We start from the raw sequence: 16,015 nt of genomic DNA on the forward strand, positions 1-16,015 counted from the left end.
CCAGAACCCGGACCCGCAGCCGGCAAGCCGGCCGCGGGTCCGGGTTCTGGTCATGGCAGAGGAACCCTCGGGGCCCTCGCTGCGCTCGGTTCGCGGTGGTCGGCGCGGCGGCGAATGATGCCCGAGGGGCAGCCGGAATCGGCGAGTGGTGGTGTGCTTGCTCAGCGGTGGAGGACGGCAGCGTTGATGCGCTCGAGGGCGCGGTCGACCGGCGTCCAGGGGCGCACGATCTCGTCGACGGCCTCCTGGGTGAGCCCGATGCTCTCCATCTGCCAGGTGATGCAGAGACGCCCGTCCTCGAGGTACATCGGCCGACCATCGTCCCAGCTTGAGTAGATCCCGATCGCTCTCGTGGCATCTCGTGCTCGCATGCGGACGTCGGTCTCGACGACCTCTACGACCACCGCGCCGGGGGCGCACCAGGAGACGTCATGGCCGGCAAAGTCGGGGTCTTCCTCTACGGCTCCGATCGGCTGGATCCGGTAGAGGGTGCCACGGGAGGTCAGAGCGCCCGATGGTGTGATGACCTCGGTTTGGAATGCGTAGGCGCGGGCGAAGTCCTGGTTGGTGGAGAAGTAGACGCGATCGGTGCGGGAGACGATGCCGAGCTCAGGGCGATCGCGTGGCGTGTAGGCGATCGGTATGCGCGCTGCAGCTGCGTCGGTCGGGCTGAGCAGCTGGGATCCGACCTGGATCCCAGGGAACCCGCCGTGCCAGTAGGTCGGTTCGGTTGTCATGGTGTGGCGTTGCCGAGTTCTGCGGCCGCGGTGTTGGCGTTGCGGTTGCCGCTGATGAGCTCGAGGGTTCGCAGGCGTCCGAGAGCGTTGGCGAACCCGCCTCCGCTCGCGGTGTATCCGGCCCGCTCGGCGATCTCCTCGTTGGTCAGCGAGGCGGGCCATGCGTCGACGAGGGTGGAGAGGATGGCGCGTTCGGCTTTGCCGAGGCGGGAGAGCCAGTAATCCACGAGCTGCGGGCCGGTGGGGAGCGGATCGTATGAGCCGAGAGCGTCGACGCCTTCGGCGGTGATTTCGAGGGCGTCCCTACCGCCGACGATGCGGCCGGAGCTGCGTAGCTTCCCGAGGGCGTTGGCGAATCCGCCTCCCTTGCTGCTGTACCCGGTGAGGAGAGCGACCTGGGTGCTGCTTCGGGTGCCGTGGGTGGCGAGCGCGGTCAAGATGGCACGTTCGGCCTTCCCTAGCCCCGATGAGGTCGTGGTGGATTCCTGCGGGGTGCGGGGCGCAGCGGGAGGAGCAGAGGCTGCCGGAGCGGCGGGAGTCGGTGCCGGCGTCATCGTGGGGGCCACAGCTGAGCGAGCGGGTGCCGGCGCCGCGGCGGCTGTCTGGATCCGCTCGAGCTCGGTGGTGGCGTGGGCGATCTTCTCGCCGGCGTCGGTGAGGAGTCCCTGCGCGTGCTCGAGCAGTGCCTGGGCCCGGTCGAGACGCTCGCGATCGTCTTCGGTCAGCGTGGGCACTTCGACGCGGATCTCTACAGGGGTGGTCGTGGCAGTCGTGGACAGCTGCGCCCGCAGTCGCGAGATCTCCGCGCGCAGCGCGGCGGGGTTCTCGGCTGCGGCCTTCTCGATCGTGGCGGTGATCGCGGCGCCGAGCTCGTCCAGGTCGATCGCCGCGCGGGCCTCGGGGACGAGCCGGGCGACCTGGCCGACCTTGGGCGTTGCGGATGAGTCGAAGGTCTCACGCGCTCGGACGTCGACGAGCTCGAGGATCTCGAGCCAGGAGGGTGACCACACCCACGCCCGCCCGGTGGGGAGGCTGGCGAGGGTCTTCTTGACTTGTGCGGCCTGGTCCTGGTCGGCGTGGAGGCGCACCCACTCGTCGATCGCGGCGACGTCGCGCGGGCCGGTGAGCCCGTGGGCGATGAGGACTTCGATCTGGGTGAGCACGTCCTTGTTGAGCACGGCGGGACGCTGCGTGACGAGCGTCGTCCCCAGTCCGCGGGCGCGGCCGCGGCGGACGAAGTCTTCCATTGCTCCCAGCAGCGGAGCGCCCTCGGCTCGAGGGTTCTGTGGGGCGAGCTCGTCTGCCTCGTCGAACACGACGTGCAGGGGGCTGCGGTTTCGGTGGTAGAGCTCGGTCACGAAGGCGGTGAGGAATCGGCGGGCGGCGGCCTTGGAGAGCAGGGATGTGTCGATGACTGCGGAGATCCGCCGGTCGACGATGACTTCGGCGATGACGCGGCCGGAGCTCTCCTCGAGGGGCACGTCTGCGTGGGAGCCGCCGAAGACGACGACGGGCAGGCCTGGTCCGTCGCCGGAGCTGTTGGAGCGCAGTCCCCACCACACGCCGACCGTGTCGACGACGCAGACAGGAACGCCGAGCTTGACGAATTCCTCGACGATGACGCCGGCGGTGTTGGTCTTGCCCTTGCCGCGCCGGCCGAGGATCGCGATCGCCTCGGTGGCGAGGTCGACCGGAAGCGACAGGTCGGCTCCGAGGCGGATCGGAGTCGCGTCGACCAAAGGGTCGGTCGTGGATGCCGGCGCCGTCACGAGGGATCCCGGGTGGTCTTGCGGATGCTGGTGCGCGCCCGCTTCCGGTAGGACTTGATCGGCTTGCGGGGTGCGTCGTCGAGGAACGCCTTGCCGGCGCCACTGGCGAGCTTGGTGTTCCGCAGCTGCACGCGGTAGGGGTAGACGTCCTCGAGGATCTCGCTGCGGGCGGCGATTGCTGCCCAGTAGCTCGGGAAGGTGGAGATCTCGACGATCTGTCCGCCGGCGGCGAGTCGCCTGGTGGCGTCACGATCGCGGTCGGTTCGCGCCATCCGCAGGGTCTGTACGGGCATGTCTTTGATCTTGATCACGGCCAGATCCCACGGCTCGAGGTAGCCCTTGTACCCCCAGAGCGCCGTAGCGTTCTCGGGCTCCTCGGCGATCTTCTTCACGGCGCCGCGGGCGTAGACGAGATCCTTCCGCTCCTGGTCGAAGGCGCCCTGTGGGGGGCGGACGAGAGCGATGACGCGAGAGAACCGAGTCGGTGGGACGCCGTTGCGGATCCAACGGCGGATCGTGCCTTCTGAGACGCCGAGCGCCTGGGCGGCGGTACCCGCGTCGACGTGGCCGAGGCGGTTGTAGCTGCTGAGCGCTGCCGCCAACACCCGGCCGAGCTTGCGAGCGCCCCATGCGTCTTCGAGGGCCTGGACGTCCGCGCTCTCGGGCGTGAACCACAGCGGTGCCGTGGCATCCTCGGGCGGTGCGGTAGTGTCCATGATGCTCGAAGCCCAATCAGTGAATGTGACATTCACAGTCTAGCGGCGTGCCGGCGCTGCCGTCCATCACCGGGGCCTACTTCTTGGGCTTGCTGGCGCGACGCTCGGCGGCAGCGGCGACCGCGGCTTCGGTCGCTCCCTTGCGGTGCGTGGTGGCCTTCCGGGGCGCGCTCTCGGGGCGGTTGGCGTTCAGTCGAGAGGGAGCCTTGCTCTCTGCGATCCGCTGCGCGATGAAGGCGTCGGCCTCTTCCTTGATGAAGAGCGGGCTCCGCGAGGTCTCTGGGGCGACGGACTTGGGGAAGCCCTCTTTGCGCTGGCTGCCCTTCGCGGTCGCGTAGACCCGGACGGTCTGGGGTGTGACGTTGAGCTTCTCGGCGATGTAGGCGTAATCGACGAGCTCGGGCATGTTGGCCATCCGAGATAGTCCTTTCGTTCTGTGTCTGCTCGAGCCACGCCGGATAATAGCGTGACATTCACTTACGTCATGGTAGTCAGGCGGAGCGGCTCGAAGCCACCGGCGCGCCTGCTCCTGTGCGAGCTAAGCGACGTCGACGCCGCGGTGCCGGAGGACGTGGCCGACGAACTCGGATCCGGTCTGGGCGTAGAGGTCGCGCAGCGCCGGCGTGGAGACAGAGTCGCGGGGCGTGCGGGGAAGCTCGAGCTGGTCGAAGAGAGCGAGCTGCAGCTGACGTCGGCTGCGCAGATTGAGCTCGCGACCGAGCGCAGCGAATGCGTTCTCTGCGTGGGTGGTCGGGGCTGCGGTGGTGACGGTCATGGTGTGGATCCTTCGCCTGCTGGTCGGTTGTCGGTGGGGCGCGGTATGCGGGGCGACGCCGGTATCAGCGCCACTCGACGCCCTTGATGCCGTGGAACTGCCAGCCGTCGACGTAGCGGGAGTCGTATAGACCGGTGAGGAAGTCTGTGGCGCCGGCATCGCCGCCTCGAGTCCACGCCTCGTAGAGCTGCTGCTGCTCGAATGGTGACATGTCGAGGTTGCTGTAGCGCTCGGAGACGTACTTCTTGTCGTTGGGGTCGGATGAGGGGCCTTGCAGCGCGTTGACGCGGATGGTGCGGGGTCGGGTGGGTAGCTGGGCCTGGACGCGCTTGGCGAGCTGACCGCGGCCGCGCTGAGTGGTGACGGACTGGCGGACGCGCTTGGTGATCTCCTTCGAGATCTCGGCACGCGGGTTTGCCGCGCCTCGCGCCCAGCGCTGCACGGTGCGCTGGGAGACGCCGAGCTTGTCGGCGGCGAGCTTGGTGGCGATCGGGAAGCGGTCGCTCTTGCCGGGGAAAAGGAACTTGAGCATGGCGCGGGTGTCGGGGTGCTCGGCACCGTAGTCGGGGATCTTCTGTCCGGTGAGGCCCTCGAAGATCGCCTTCATCTGCCGGGCCTGGGCCTGCTTGCTTAGTGCCATCAGATCAACTCATCCAGGTGCTTCTTGCCCTTGTAGGAGCCCTCGCCCGTGAGGAACTGGGCGTGATGCTCGAGGGTGTCGGTTCCCTCGTACTTGTACTGGCCGAGCCCGCGGCCGAACCACTTGGGGTCGCCGGGCCAGGCGTCGGCAGCCTCGATCGTGTCGCTGGTGTAGACGACGGTGTCCTTCTCGATCGCGACCGGCCACCGGCCGGATGTCTCGGCGTTGCGGAGGACGCGGCGGATGATGTTGGCGCGGGACTTCGCGACGATCATGTCGTGGCGGTGCGGTGCCCAGACGGCGAGCGTGTCGTGGTCGCCGCGGAAGTCCAGCATGCCGATCGCCGCGGCGTACATGATCTTGAGCAGGTCGCGTGCGGCACGGTCGTCAGGATCGGCGGTGTCGAGGGCGGTGCGGGCGTCGCGGACGCGCTTGTACCAGGACTCGAAGACCTTGCCGTGCTGGTCCCACAGCCATGCCTCGTGGATCTCGACGTCGATGTCCATCTCGGCGGCGAGCTCGAGGGTGGGGGTGGTCACCCAGATCTGGGAGCCGATGAAGCCTTCGCGGACGATGCCGCTCGGAGCGAAGATGTTGGGAATCTGCCAGCTGCCGGACTCGGGCACGGTGATCAGCCAGTAGCCCGGCTTGTTCGTGGCCTTGGTGAACTGCAGCGGGCCGGCGTAGTGGGTGGGGGCGCCGATACCGACGTCGGTGCTGGCGGCGGCAAGGTAGGAGCCGCCACGGTCGAAGCCGTGTACCCACTGGTGCTCGAGCTCGGCGCCGACGAGGCGTCGCTGCCAGTTGTAGTCGCCCTCGGCCATCATCTGGTCCTTGATGGTGGTGGGCTTGTCCTGGGGGTAGTAGATCTCGTCGCGCTTGTCCCGGGGCAGCAGCGCGGTCATGAGCTTGGTGCCGGTGGTGCCGGCGCTGCTGCGGTAGGGGAACTTGAGTGCCGCGGTGAACTTCCCCAGTCGGCGAGCGATGGTGGCCGGGTCCGGGTCGCCGTCGAGGATCGTGCCGACGAAGGCGTAGTTCTGGGCGGCGAGGAGGGTGATGTGCGCTCCGACGCTGCGGTCATCCTCCCGCCAGACGTCGATGCTGCCGGCCATGGATCCGTCGCCGGTGAGCGTGAAGCCGGCCTCGGTCGCCTTCGTGATGAACGGGTGCCCCTTGGTGGCATCGCGCAGCATCTTGGGGAAGTCGGAGTCGGTGCCATCGGGCAGGGTGTCCAGCGGGAGGCCCAGAGCGAGGGCGGCGTCCGTGGTGAGGTAGATCTGGCCGCGCTCGGTCTTGCGAGCACCGTTGGTGCCCTGGTTGATGCGGGTGCCGAGGTTGATGTCGGTAGCGAGGCGGGCGAGCTGGCCGGCGTGCTCGAGCTGACCGTTGATGCGGATGAGCTCACCGTTGGAGAGCCAGAGCCCGTCCGTGTGCAGCACGCCCAGCGGAGCTCGGAAGGTCTCGTCGCGGGCGGCTGCCGGTGCGGGCGTTGTCGCGGCGCTGTTGCTTCCCACGGGTGCGGTGGCAGCAGGAGCCGGCGCCGCCGGTGCGGGTGCGGTCGGTGCGGCCGCGGGGTCTTCTACCGGGATCTCGGGTGCGTCAGGGTTGGGGAAGTCGGTGGGGCCTTCGTCGTCGAACAGTGCCGGGAAGCCGCCCTCGGGTGCGTCTCCCCCATCACGGCCCTCGTCGACGGGACCGTTGTCGTCCGGGTTCTGGCCAAGCAGAGCCCACAGCGGGATGTCCCACACGCGCTGCTGCATGGTGCGCCCGATGCGGCGGTTGACGCTGCGCTTACCGGCGGCGTCGGTGACGAGCCAGCCGTGCGACTGCAGTGAGGAGGCAAGAGAGACCTTCGTCTCGCTGAATGCCTCGTCGGCACGCTGCGACATCTGGTTGGCGACGCTGATGACGGTGGTTGGAAGCAGGTAGAGGCGATCGCCGTTGATGATGCCGATGCGCTGTCCGTTGGGGCGCCACTGGGGGTGCATGCCGGTGGACTGGTCGACCCAGCCGAGGGCTGCGGCGTCGTCGGGGACCGCCCCGTCGATGCCCGACAGGTGGGCGTTGCCGTTGGCGATCGCCTCGCGCAGGTACTCCATGAGCTGCTCGGCGGGATCCGAGGCCGAGGAGTCCTGCAGGCTGATCGCTTCGGCGATCCCGTCGCGGGCCCAGCTGTAGAAGTCCTTGGCTTCGTCGGCGGTGATGACGTCGAGGTCGCGGAGCATCATCAGCATGATCACGATGCCGCGGTCGAGGGTGACGGCGGACTGCACGAGGCGATCGTGGAGACCGTTGTGACCGCTCTGGCGGGGGATGCGGTTGCGCCAGTAGGTCTGCGTGCACAGGCGGTGGTCGACGTCCTCTTCGGCCTGGGTGAAGTCCTCGACGAGCTGGTCGCGCCGTCCGGCGACCCACTGCACGAGGGCGGCACCGATCGTTGCGCGGGCGTAGCGGTTGTGGCGTGACTCGAGGCGTCCGAAGATCTCACCGCCGTCCTTGACGGTGGCCGGGTCTAGGGGCAGGTTGACGATGCGCGAGTCCGCGGATCCCTGAGCGGAGAGTTCGCCGGACGTGATGATGCTGGCGACGATCGGGCGGTCTGCCTCGGCTCCCCCGCGCTGCTTGCCGCGCAGGCGCCCGATGCCGTTGAACACGGTGCGGCCGAGAGCGCTGATGCGCCGGATGGCGCCCTTCGCGTCGCCGTCCGGGGCGAAGTCGTCGACGATGACGGGCATGTGGCTGATCGAGCTCAGAGTGCGCTGCAGGCCGATCGTCGTGGCACCGCCGGCGGCACCGGAGATCAGGCCCTTGGTCATGTAGGTCAGGTTGGGGGCGAAGTACTGCACGGCGAGACGGCTGTGCGAGCTCTTGTACGACGCGAACCCGCCCACCAGGTGCAGGATGATCGGTCCCGGCATCACCGGAGCGGTCCAGGCGTGGCCGAGCAGCGGGGCGACGACGCGAGCGGGAAGCTCAGACTCGCGCAGCGAGATCGTGCCGTCGATCCATGCCTGGCGGAGAGCGTCGCGGTCGGTGGTCGGCTCGGGCATGGCGTAGATCTCGGAGGTCTTCTCGACATCGACCTCGACGTCGACGGCGCCGCCCTTGGCGATCGCGCCGGCGGCGTGCACGAAGTACGGCCCAGTCTCGGCGTCACGCCACCCGACCGTGGTGTGCACGATGCTGTGGTCACTCGGCGGCGAGATCGAGCTCATCGCGTCCCAGGCCTGGTCGCGGCCGCGGCGGCTCTGCGACTCGAGGAATCCCGGCCACGGCAGAGCGGTCGACCACGAGCCGTCACGGATCTGGTCTTCCGTGTACTTGAGGGTCTTCGTCTCGGTCTTGATCTGACCGGTCTCGGGGTCGCGCACCGGGTAGCCGCGCTCGTTGAGAACCCACCGGAAGAACTGGATGACATACAGATGCGGGGGGCGTGCGATCTCGGAGTCGGTGCCGTCGTCCTCGATCGCGACGCTCTGCACCTGAGCCCAGCCGCGCATGACCCTGTAGTACTTCTCGGTGAAGCCCTGGCCGTCGTCGGCGGGAACGTACTTCACGAGCACCGTCTGACCGTTGACGACGGCGTAGTCGGTGCCGTGAATGTGGGGGCGCTTCTCCGGGCGCTGCTCCTCGTCGCCGTTGCCGAAGAACACGCCGCCGCCTCCACCGCCGGCGCCGGGGTTGATGGGAGGAGCGGGGGTGGTCTCGACGACCTCGGCGGGTTCGGTGGTGTCGACGTCGGGGCGCAGCAGGGTGAGAGCGCTGGCGACGGCCTGCGGGACGTCGAGTCCGGCGGTGATGTACGTGTCGCGGGCGATGCGGGCGCCCTCGGCGAGTAGCGCCTTGTACTCGGTGAGGGCGTCGCGGCCGCGGGGAGCGAGGGGGGCGTCGTCGAGATCGGGGTCGATCGCCTTCACTCGCTCGAGGCGGTTGAGGGACTCGCGAGCCCACGCCTCGGCGTGCTGCTCGGATGTGCCGCGGTCCTGCTGGGTCTGCTCGAGCTGCGCGGTCGCTTCCTTGAGGCAGACGGCGATGCTGGTACGGCCGTTGACGAGCTTGTCGGCCTCGGACGCTGCGACCAGGGCGCGGGCGTCGTCGACGGAGATCTCGACGAGGCTGTCGACGGTGCCGCCGGCATCCATGTGGTCGGTGAAGTCCGCCTTGCGGTCGTCGAGGTTCGGCAGCAGGATCCGGGCGGGGATTCCGAGCTCTGCCAGCTGCGCGCCGACCGCAGCTGCGCGCTGCGCGCCGGCGGCGTCGTTGTCTACGACGAGGTTGACGCGGCTGCCGCGGAACTGCTCGAGCAGCTCGGCGGGGAACGCCGTGGCGCCGCCGGCGTTGGTGGTCGCGGCCAGGCCTTCGTCGATGGCGCTGTCGGCATCCTTCTCCCCCTCAAGCAGCCAGACGTCGGCGCCGGCGGCGACCGCGGCGCGGATGGCTGCGAGGTTGTAGAGCAGGGGGGCGAAGGTGGCCGGCTTGCGCTTGACCCAGCGTCCGTTGGCGCCGCGGTAGCTCTGCGTGAATCGCTTGTGCCGCTTCCCGTCGACGGTGGTCTCTTCGCGGTGTACTCGCTGCTGGACGACGCCGTTGTCGTCGACGTACTCGTAGACCTTGACCTGGGTCCAGGTGGCACCGGTCAGGTCGGGTGTCGCCGGGGCGAGCTCGTCCTGGGTGAGTCGCGGCGGGAGGGAGGGGCGCTTCGGTCGGGGGGTGTTCGTCCGGGAGCGGCGATCGGCCGGGAGCGGAGCGTCGAACAGGTCGCTGACTGTGAGACCGAGAGCACCGCACACGTCGTGGAGGTTGAACGCCTCACCGCACCCGAAGCAGTGCATCATCACCTTGCCGGCGACGGAGTCGTACCGGACGCTCAGCGAGGGTTGGGCATCCCCGTGCACCGGGCACAGAGCCTTGAACTGATTGCCGCGGCGGGCGGGCTTCCAGCCGCCCCGGTCGAGGGCCTCCCAGACACGGTCGAGCGAGGTCATAACCGTCGTCGCCGGCGTGTACTCGAGCGTCATCGCTGCAGCACACCTCCCCGGCGCGCGCAGCGGAGCCTAGCGTGTGCGGCAGATCGCCGTGCACCAACGCTAGACATCCGCAATAAAGCGGCTACAATCATGCTCATACCCGGATTCTGAATAAGGGTTTCGCGATACGAGGTCTCTTGCCGGAGACCAAGACTCAGCACACTTCACCCCCGCAGGTTTGCCGACCAGCGGGGGTCGTGCTTTTTATGCCGACTTAGGCATGTCAAGCATGTCCAACTCCTGTTCTGTCGCTCGAGCGGCGCGTTCGCGCTCTGCCTTGTCGAGTTCGTCCTTGACGTAGTCGGGGATTTCGAGCCCGGCTTGCTGGGAGACAGCCAGCGCGAGCCAGCTGCTGAGGTTGAGTCCGGCGTCCTTGGCGATGCGCTCGAGGATCGGGTCGTAGTCCTTCGGATACCGCACAGTCCTGACGGCTCGAGGGCCGTATGAACGGCGTCCCGGCTTGTTCGCTGATGCTGGCATGTCCCCGTTCTAGCATGAAGCTGATTCAGAATCACGGATTGCGTCCGTGTGCTGGGCGTGTCGGTCTTATCTCCCATGCCAGGTATAGGCCCACCCACCGACGCTTCGCGGACATGCGGTCCCGAGAAAAGTTTGGGATGCCGCTGTTACACCTTCGGGCTCCTCGCGCGCGTACGCATGTGCGATGTGCCCCTTTGAAAAGGTGTAACAGGTGGTGCGGTCCCGAAAAAACCCAGATCAACCATCCAAAATGGCTCACCACCTTTGAAATCGAAGGTGGTGGGCACACAAGAAAATCCCAGGTCAGACGCTGTTACATCTTTTCGCAAAGGTGGTGAGATTTGCGTCTGAGGTAGGGCAAAAGTGTTACGTACCGGCCAGGTGTAGCGGGAGGCAGACGTGATCAGCTGGCTCGGATGTGTCGAAGGCGTGGCCGACGCGCGCGCCACGGCGGTGCGTTGGCGGGCCAGGTTCGGGCTTGGCTGCTTGTGGGTGCGGCGTGTCGAGCTATCCGAGGATGCTCTTGGAGATCCGCCAGACGCGGACGGATCGACCCTCGATGCGCATGGGGATGGTGCCGGTGTCGGTGGTGAGAAGGCGTGTGCGGCGCAGGGCGCCCGCGATGGCTCGGATGCTCAGGGTCTCGTTGCCGTGGGCTGCTCTGATGAACGAGAGTGCCTCTGCGGGGCGCAGGTAGATGTGGTGCTCGTCGATGCGCCCGATGGGCCACCCAGCTGTCTCGTTGGGGGCCTGCGTGAGTTGGCCACCGAGCTCGAGCAGATACCGGAGGGCAGAGCGGACGGCCCAGGTGATCTGATCGTCCGGGTGGAGCCAGGTTGTGGCGGGTGTGGCCGGGATCTCGAGGGAGAGCGCGCGGAGAATCTCGTCGCCGGCGTACAGGGCGGCGCCGAGTCGGCGTAGGTTGTCCAGCTCGCGGTGCCCGGCGATGCTGAGTGCTCTGTCGTCCACGTCGACGTCGCCGGCTTGCTGGTGGAGGTAGCTGGCGACGTATCGTCGGCCGGCGATCGCGGGCTCGCTGGAAACGGCTTTGAGCACGCGAAGGCTTCGCGGCCGCGCTGGAAGTTCGATCGTGATGATCCGGCTGGCGCTGAGCTCACTGATCGGCTGGTCACCGGTGGCCACGAAGATCGACGGCTCGTGCAGGCGCGAGTGGAAGGCCGCGTAGGTCTCCCCCTCGAGCTGGTCGAACATGCCCGGGCGAGCTCGTGAGCTCGCGGGTGCTGCGTCGTCGACGATGAGGGGCGCGCCGGGCTGCACAGCTTGCTTGATGCCGCTCACTGATGCTCGGGCGATCGGGGGTCGAGGGAGCTCGCCAGCCAGATCCCCGATCGCGCGGGCGAGGGTGCTCTTCCCGGAGCGAGGGCCACCGATGATGAAGACGGGGACGGGAAGCGATGCGATGTGAGAGAACGCGATCGCCCGCAGGAGTCGGTCGACGTGATGGGGGAACGCTTCGCGCAGCGGGTCGATCCCTGCGGCCCAGGCGCTTCGTGCGTGGGCCGCAGGGATGATGTCGCTGGCTGGGGTGCTCATGATCCGGTGTCGCTGTCGGTGCGGATGACGATGAGCTCGTGGCCCTCGGGGATCTGCGCGTAGAGCTGCTCGCGTGCCTGCTCGTAGGTGTCGGCCTCGACGGTGATGCGTTCCGTCGCGGTGCTGCGGATGGTTCCGATGAGGCGCATGTGCGGACCTTAGTGGTGGGGTGCGACGTCAGCTGGCCTGCAGGTGCCGCTCCACGTACTCGTCGAGGGCGGCACGGACGACGTCGGAGTCGTGCTTCATGCCCAGCTGGGCGCGGAGTCGGTCGACGTCCTGTTTGCGGTTCGCGGTGACGCGCACGCGCAGCGTCGGCGAGGATCCTGCTCCGGCTGCAGCGCCGCCGACGCGCGGCCGGCCTCCGACTGCGCGCTGGACGGCCTTGGCGTTGCCCAGCGCTCCGAGGAGCAGCTGCTGCCCGACCGCGGCCGCGTCGGCGCCGTGAGCGCTCTCCCCCGGCGTCGACGTTCCGGTGGGTTGTTCCTCGAGCGCTGCGAGGGCCGCGTAGCGCTCCTGGTCCTTCTTGCTGAGGGTCATCCGATCTCCTCCTCCATCTGCTGGCGGTAGTAGCTGCCGAGCGGCATGACGTGGTAGACCACGAAATCCCCGCTGGGCTTGAGTTCAATGAGCACTTCGATCAGCCGATCGGTTTGTGCGTGTTGGGGGCCGACGAAGACCCGTCGCTTGTTGCGGGAGTCGCCGTCGTTGACCTTGACTCGTTCGCTCGTGTAGATCGCGTTCTGCATGGCGTACAGCGCGTCGCCATGAGGGATCGAGTGCTTGTCCGCTGACTTCGGCCACTCGATTCCCATATCGGTATTGTGCCACAAAACAATGTGCGAGGCGAGCGGCCTGTGGATGATCCTGGATGCTGTCGGGGGCGCGGCGGGATAGCGTCTGCGGATGGACGACGACCTGGTCGCTGGGGCGCAGCCGTCCTGCTGTGGTGTCGTGATGCGGGACCGCCCGGGCGGCTACGGATGCCCTGTCTGCGGTTGTGTGGTGCGGCTCCCCGCGGTCGCTACTCCCCCGGCTTTCGCCGGCGCGAGCATCCATGGCGGGTAGGGGCGTGCTCGTTGAGCTCAGCCGATCGGCTGGATCAGTGTGGGGTCTCTGGGGTCGGCGGTGCGGCTGTTGTTGACGCGCCGGTCGACCCCATGGGTGCGTATCGTCGCGGCGATCGCGCTCGAGCTGGCGTCGAGTTCGTCGAGCAGCTCGAGGCGGTTGCTCTTGGACGCGGCCGCGTCTCCGTCGACGGTGAGCGAGGAGGGGTTGAGCCAGTCGTCCCATAGGTCGCGTGTGAGGAACGCCGGCATCCGGTCGTGAATTTCGCCGGAGGCGTCGCGGGCCTCTCGGGTCACGACGACGAATACCCGTCGACGATCGCCGTCGATCTCGGTTGTCCAGGTCAGGCCGGCGGCGGCGAGGAGTGCGTCATCCTCGGAGTGGATGAAGTGCGGCTGCTTGTCGCCCTTCTCGCCCGTCCACTCGTAGTAGCCGATCATGGGCACGATGCAGCGGGCGTTGGAGAACGCTCCGACCCAGAATCCGGTGGGGAGCTTCTCGATGCGGGCGTTGATGATCGGCGCCCCCTTGGGTCGATTCGGGGGCTTCGGCCAGTCCCAGCGCGCCAGGGTGACCTCTCGCTCGATGGTTCCCTCGGTGTCTTGCCACTCGCGGACGATCGGCGCATTGACGGTGGGCGCGATCGAGTAGGCGGGGCGCCAGTCCTGCGGCCGGCCACCCTGTGCGACGAACTCCGCCACCAGCTGGTCGGTCTCTTTGTTCATCGCAAATCGTCCGCACACGCTGCGAGAGTAACCCGCGCACGCGCCACCAGGTGCGTCAGCGCGCGTCCGTCGAGGTCAGCGGGACAAAGCTCCTGCTGCCGAGGAGTCTTCCATTATCTCGAAGTCGTCGACTCCTGCAGCTCGCAGATCGCGCAGGAGGGCTCCGATTATGCCGAACTTCCAATGCTGCTCCCCCGGCATGATGGAGAAGCAGTCGTCGCCAGGGCGCCCGAACACCACGAGGCCGTGATACCGCGGCAAGACGATGCCGGGCGGGTTCTCGATCTCCACCGGGAATGTGGAGTACCCCGTGGCGCGCGATTCTTCGAGGACACTCACGAATCGGTCGCTAGCGATCTTCGTTGGGCCAGTCGTCCAGAGGAGATCGCCGAACTTCCGACCCTTGTTCTGGCGGACAAACCGGGGTTCCGTCGGAAGCTCGTCTAGCCGCCCCCATTGGAGCGCGCGAAGCATCTCCGATCTGTCGTCGGGACTCAGCAAGGGCGAGGACTTGACGTTGACCCAGGCGTACCCTCTGCGGGAAGGGGCCTGAATGAGGACCGAGGTCAGCATGTGTAGACGTACAAGCTGACGAGTGACTTCATGTAGGTCAATATCTCGTCTTGGGATGGGCTCGCGGTGGTGGCGAAGAACTGATCCCATTTCGCGTTGTAGTTCGCAGCTTGACTCGAGTGGTTGGTGGACACCCCAGCCTTGGAGCACCACCAGAGCCCGTATCGCGGGTCGTCGATCATCAGGCCCGCTTGCTCGAACGTGGCGCGATACATCTGCGGCAGCTGATGGTGGGCCTGGTAGTCGGGATTGTTCTGCTTGGTGAGGGTGACTAGGTTCTCGCGGAAGTTGGCCGCGGTGAATGGCTTCCCGACCCAGATCGGGATCATCTTCATCTGGTCCGGCATCCCGGCCTGGGTCATCTTGACCCAGAAGTAGCCGTCCTGTGAGAGCGGAATTGGCCCGGTGGGTTTGGTGCAGGCTGTGGGGACGGCGACCGTAGTTGATACCCGAGTTAGCTGGCTTCCTCCTGCAGGGCGCGACGGATCCGGCGGGACGATGACGGTCTGCGCTGAGCTTTCCGCGCCTGGCCGACCCGGGGAGTAGCACACGATGCCGAAGGTGATGGTGACGGTGGCTGCGCTGGCGTTCGAGTTGTTGCCCAGGCCCACGCTGACGGGTGCGATCAGCCCTGGGTAGACGACAGGTGGGGCGACGAAGAAATGGCCATTGTTCAGAGAGAACGAGCCTGCAGCTTGAGCCGGTGTTGCAACGAGGAGAGAGCTGACGGTGATGAGTGCCGCGGCCACCGCAGACAGCATCATTCGCCAGGTTCGGGTCCGTGTTTTCACAAGCTGCCTTTCGGGTTCATGAGTGTGGGCCTGACGCGGCCTTCGTGATGGCGAGGCATCCGTTCCAGACCGATCACAAGGGGATGTTCGAGATGATCGCAACGAGGGCGATGATCGCGCCGGCGGCGAGCAGGTACGGCCCGAAGGGGAGGTCGTGGGTGTCGCGGCCGCGGCTCTTGAGGATCGCCGCGGCGATCGCGTGAGGGAATGCGAGGAGGTAGGCCAGCGCGATCGCCAGGAACGGGAAGTACCAGGTGTGCCAGCCGGTGAGTAGGCCGATACTGAGGGCGAGTTTTACGTCGCCGAATCCGACGTGACCGGCAAGGCCGATGCAGGTCAGCACCACGGCGAGACCCAGGCCGCCGGCGATCGCGGAGATCGCGGCCGCGCCGGCGCCGGCCGTGAGAGCGAGTGCCAGGACTGATCCGGTGAGGATCGCGGCGAGGGTCAGGGTGAGGGAGTCGGGCAGTCTCTTCTCGCGGAGGTCGTGGCGAGCCAGCAGCGTCCCGTAGACGGCGTAGACGGCGATCATCGCCCAACCGCCCACGATGGGGCGCAGATCGGCGCTGAGAGGCGCTGTGAGCGCCGTAGAGGCTACGAAGCCCCCCAGGAGTGCGATCGAGTAGCGCAGCGCCGGGTGCAGTCGCGCTCGCACGCCCTGGGGGGCTTCGTAGGTCGATGTCATGGGGTGTGCTCCACCACGATGACGTGCAGCGGTGCGGTCGGGTCCAGCGCTCTCAGGATCTCGGTGCGGGACTCCTCTGCGGTCAACCCGCCATGACCTGCGCCGATTAGCGGGATGGCCAGGCTTCGGAAGCCGTGCGCGCGTGCTTCCGCTACGGCGTTCACCGTGGAGAGCCGGACGCTCTCGGGCGTCGCCTTCCACATCACCGTCAGCCCCGCGACGTGGATGAGGGCCTTGGCTGTGGGAAGGGCGCCCGCGGATGTGGTGACGGCCTGACCGAGATCGAGCATCCCGTGGCGGGCGAGATCCTGCCACGGTTCGGGGCCGGTCTTGCGCTTGAGTGCCCCGCTGACTCCTCCGGGCATGAGGAGCCAGCGGGGCACGAAGTTACGGTTCCAGGGGTTCACGATCGCGTCGACGGGAATCGTGGTGATGTCCCTGTCGACATGAGCGAGAGTGAGCTCGGTCTGCATGG

The 16,015-nt window shown here is 67.5% G+C and carries 17 protein-coding genes; all 17 read right to left on the reverse strand.

What is annotated here, in order from left to right; translation table 11 throughout:
• Window positions 1–161 precede the first annotated feature (161 nt).
• Window positions 162–737, reverse strand: a complete 576-nt coding sequence (locus tag E0W80_RS16420; protein ID WP_067121064.1) for a hypothetical protein — start codon at window positions 735–737, stop codon at window positions 162–164.
• Complete coding sequence (locus tag E0W80_RS16425) at window positions 734–2,506, reverse strand: helicase HerA-like domain-containing protein (RefSeq protein ID WP_131494134.1); 1,773 nt, start codon at window positions 2,504–2,506, stop codon at window positions 734–736. Before E0W80_RS16425 ends, E0W80_RS16420 begins: the two co-directional genes overlap by 4 nt.
• The gene (locus E0W80_RS16430) at window positions 2,503–3,222 is read right to left on the reverse strand and encodes a hypothetical protein (protein WP_067121060.1); all 720 of its coding nucleotides are present in this window, start codon (window positions 3,220–3,222) and stop codon (window positions 2,503–2,505) included. Before E0W80_RS16430 ends, E0W80_RS16425 begins: the two co-directional genes overlap by 4 nt.
• 76 nt (window positions 3,223–3,298) lie before the next feature.
• Window positions 3,299–3,637 carry a hypothetical protein gene (locus E0W80_RS16435; protein ID WP_067121058.1) on the reverse strand — a complete coding sequence of 113 codons (339 nt, stop codon included), beginning with the start codon at window positions 3,635–3,637 and terminating at the stop codon, window positions 3,299–3,301.
• Between the two features lie 123 nt (window positions 3,638–3,760).
• Complete coding sequence (locus E0W80_RS16440; protein WP_067121056.1) at window positions 3,761–3,997, reverse strand: hypothetical protein; 237 nt, start codon at window positions 3,995–3,997, stop codon at window positions 3,761–3,763.
• A 64-nt stretch (window positions 3,998–4,061) separates the two neighbouring features.
• On the reverse strand, window positions 4,062–4,637 hold the full coding sequence (locus E0W80_RS16445) for a helix-turn-helix transcriptional regulator (RefSeq protein ID WP_131494136.1): 576 nt from the start codon (window positions 4,635–4,637) through the stop codon (window positions 4,062–4,064).
• Complete coding sequence (locus E0W80_RS16450) at window positions 4,637–9,655, reverse strand: CHC2 zinc finger domain-containing protein (protein ID WP_067121053.1); 5,019 nt, start codon at window positions 9,653–9,655, stop codon at window positions 4,637–4,639. The genes E0W80_RS16445 and E0W80_RS16450 overlap by 1 nt, the downstream gene beginning before the upstream one ends.
• A 213-nt stretch (window positions 9,656–9,868) precedes the next feature.
• Complete coding sequence (locus E0W80_RS16455) at window positions 9,869–10,144, reverse strand: hypothetical protein (protein ID WP_131494138.1); 276 nt, start codon at window positions 10,142–10,144, stop codon at window positions 9,869–9,871.
• A 507-nt stretch (window positions 10,145–10,651) separates the two neighbouring features.
• On the reverse strand, window positions 10,652–11,698 hold the full coding sequence (locus tag E0W80_RS16460; protein WP_067121049.1) for a hypothetical protein: 1,047 nt from the start codon (window positions 11,696–11,698) through the stop codon (window positions 10,652–10,654).
• The gene (locus E0W80_RS19225) at window positions 11,695–11,847 is read right to left on the reverse strand and encodes a hypothetical protein (RefSeq protein ID WP_165875498.1); all 153 of its coding nucleotides are present in this window, start codon (window positions 11,845–11,847) and stop codon (window positions 11,695–11,697) included. Before E0W80_RS19225 ends, E0W80_RS16460 begins: the two co-directional genes overlap by 4 nt.
• 28 nt (window positions 11,848–11,875) lie before the next feature.
• Window positions 11,876–12,238 carry a hypothetical protein gene (locus E0W80_RS16465; RefSeq protein WP_067121047.1) on the reverse strand — a complete coding sequence of 121 codons (363 nt, stop codon included), beginning with the start codon at window positions 12,236–12,238 and terminating at the stop codon, window positions 11,876–11,878.
• Window positions 12,235–12,513 (reverse strand): hypothetical protein, encoded by a 279-nt coding sequence (locus E0W80_RS16470; RefSeq protein WP_067121045.1) that lies wholly within the window; start codon window positions 12,511–12,513, stop codon window positions 12,235–12,237. The genes E0W80_RS16465 and E0W80_RS16470 overlap by 4 nt, the downstream gene beginning before the upstream one ends.
• Before the next feature lie 270 nt (window positions 12,514–12,783).
• Window positions 12,784–13,509: an SOS response-associated peptidase gene (locus E0W80_RS16475; RefSeq protein ID WP_276320552.1), complete on the reverse strand. Its 726-nt coding sequence runs from the start codon at window positions 13,507–13,509 to the stop codon at window positions 12,784–12,786.
• Window positions 13,510–13,566: 57 nt separating this feature from the next.
• Complete coding sequence (locus tag E0W80_RS16480) at window positions 13,567–14,064, reverse strand: hypothetical protein (RefSeq protein WP_067119861.1); 498 nt, start codon at window positions 14,062–14,064, stop codon at window positions 13,567–13,569.
• Window positions 14,058–14,813: a hypothetical protein gene (locus tag E0W80_RS16485; protein ID WP_131494142.1), complete on the reverse strand. Its 756-nt coding sequence runs from the start codon at window positions 14,811–14,813 to the stop codon at window positions 14,058–14,060. The genes E0W80_RS16480 and E0W80_RS16485 overlap by 7 nt, the downstream gene beginning before the upstream one ends.
• A 115-nt stretch (window positions 14,814–14,928) precedes the next feature.
• The gene (locus tag E0W80_RS16490) at window positions 14,929–15,540 is read right to left on the reverse strand and encodes a prepilin peptidase (RefSeq protein ID WP_067119854.1); all 612 of its coding nucleotides are present in this window, start codon (window positions 15,538–15,540) and stop codon (window positions 14,929–14,931) included.
• The gene (locus E0W80_RS16495) at window positions 15,537–16,013 is read right to left on the reverse strand and encodes a macro domain-containing protein (RefSeq protein WP_067119850.1); all 477 of its coding nucleotides are present in this window, start codon (window positions 16,011–16,013) and stop codon (window positions 15,537–15,539) included. The genes E0W80_RS16490 and E0W80_RS16495 overlap by 4 nt, the downstream gene beginning before the upstream one ends.
• Between the last annotated feature and the right edge of the window lie 2 nt (window positions 16,014–16,015).

It is taken from the genome of Microbacterium sp. PI-1, from assembly GCF_004337555.1.
GTDB classification, from domain to species: Bacteria; Actinomycetota; Actinomycetes; order Actinomycetales; family Microbacteriaceae; genus Microbacterium; species Microbacterium aurugineum.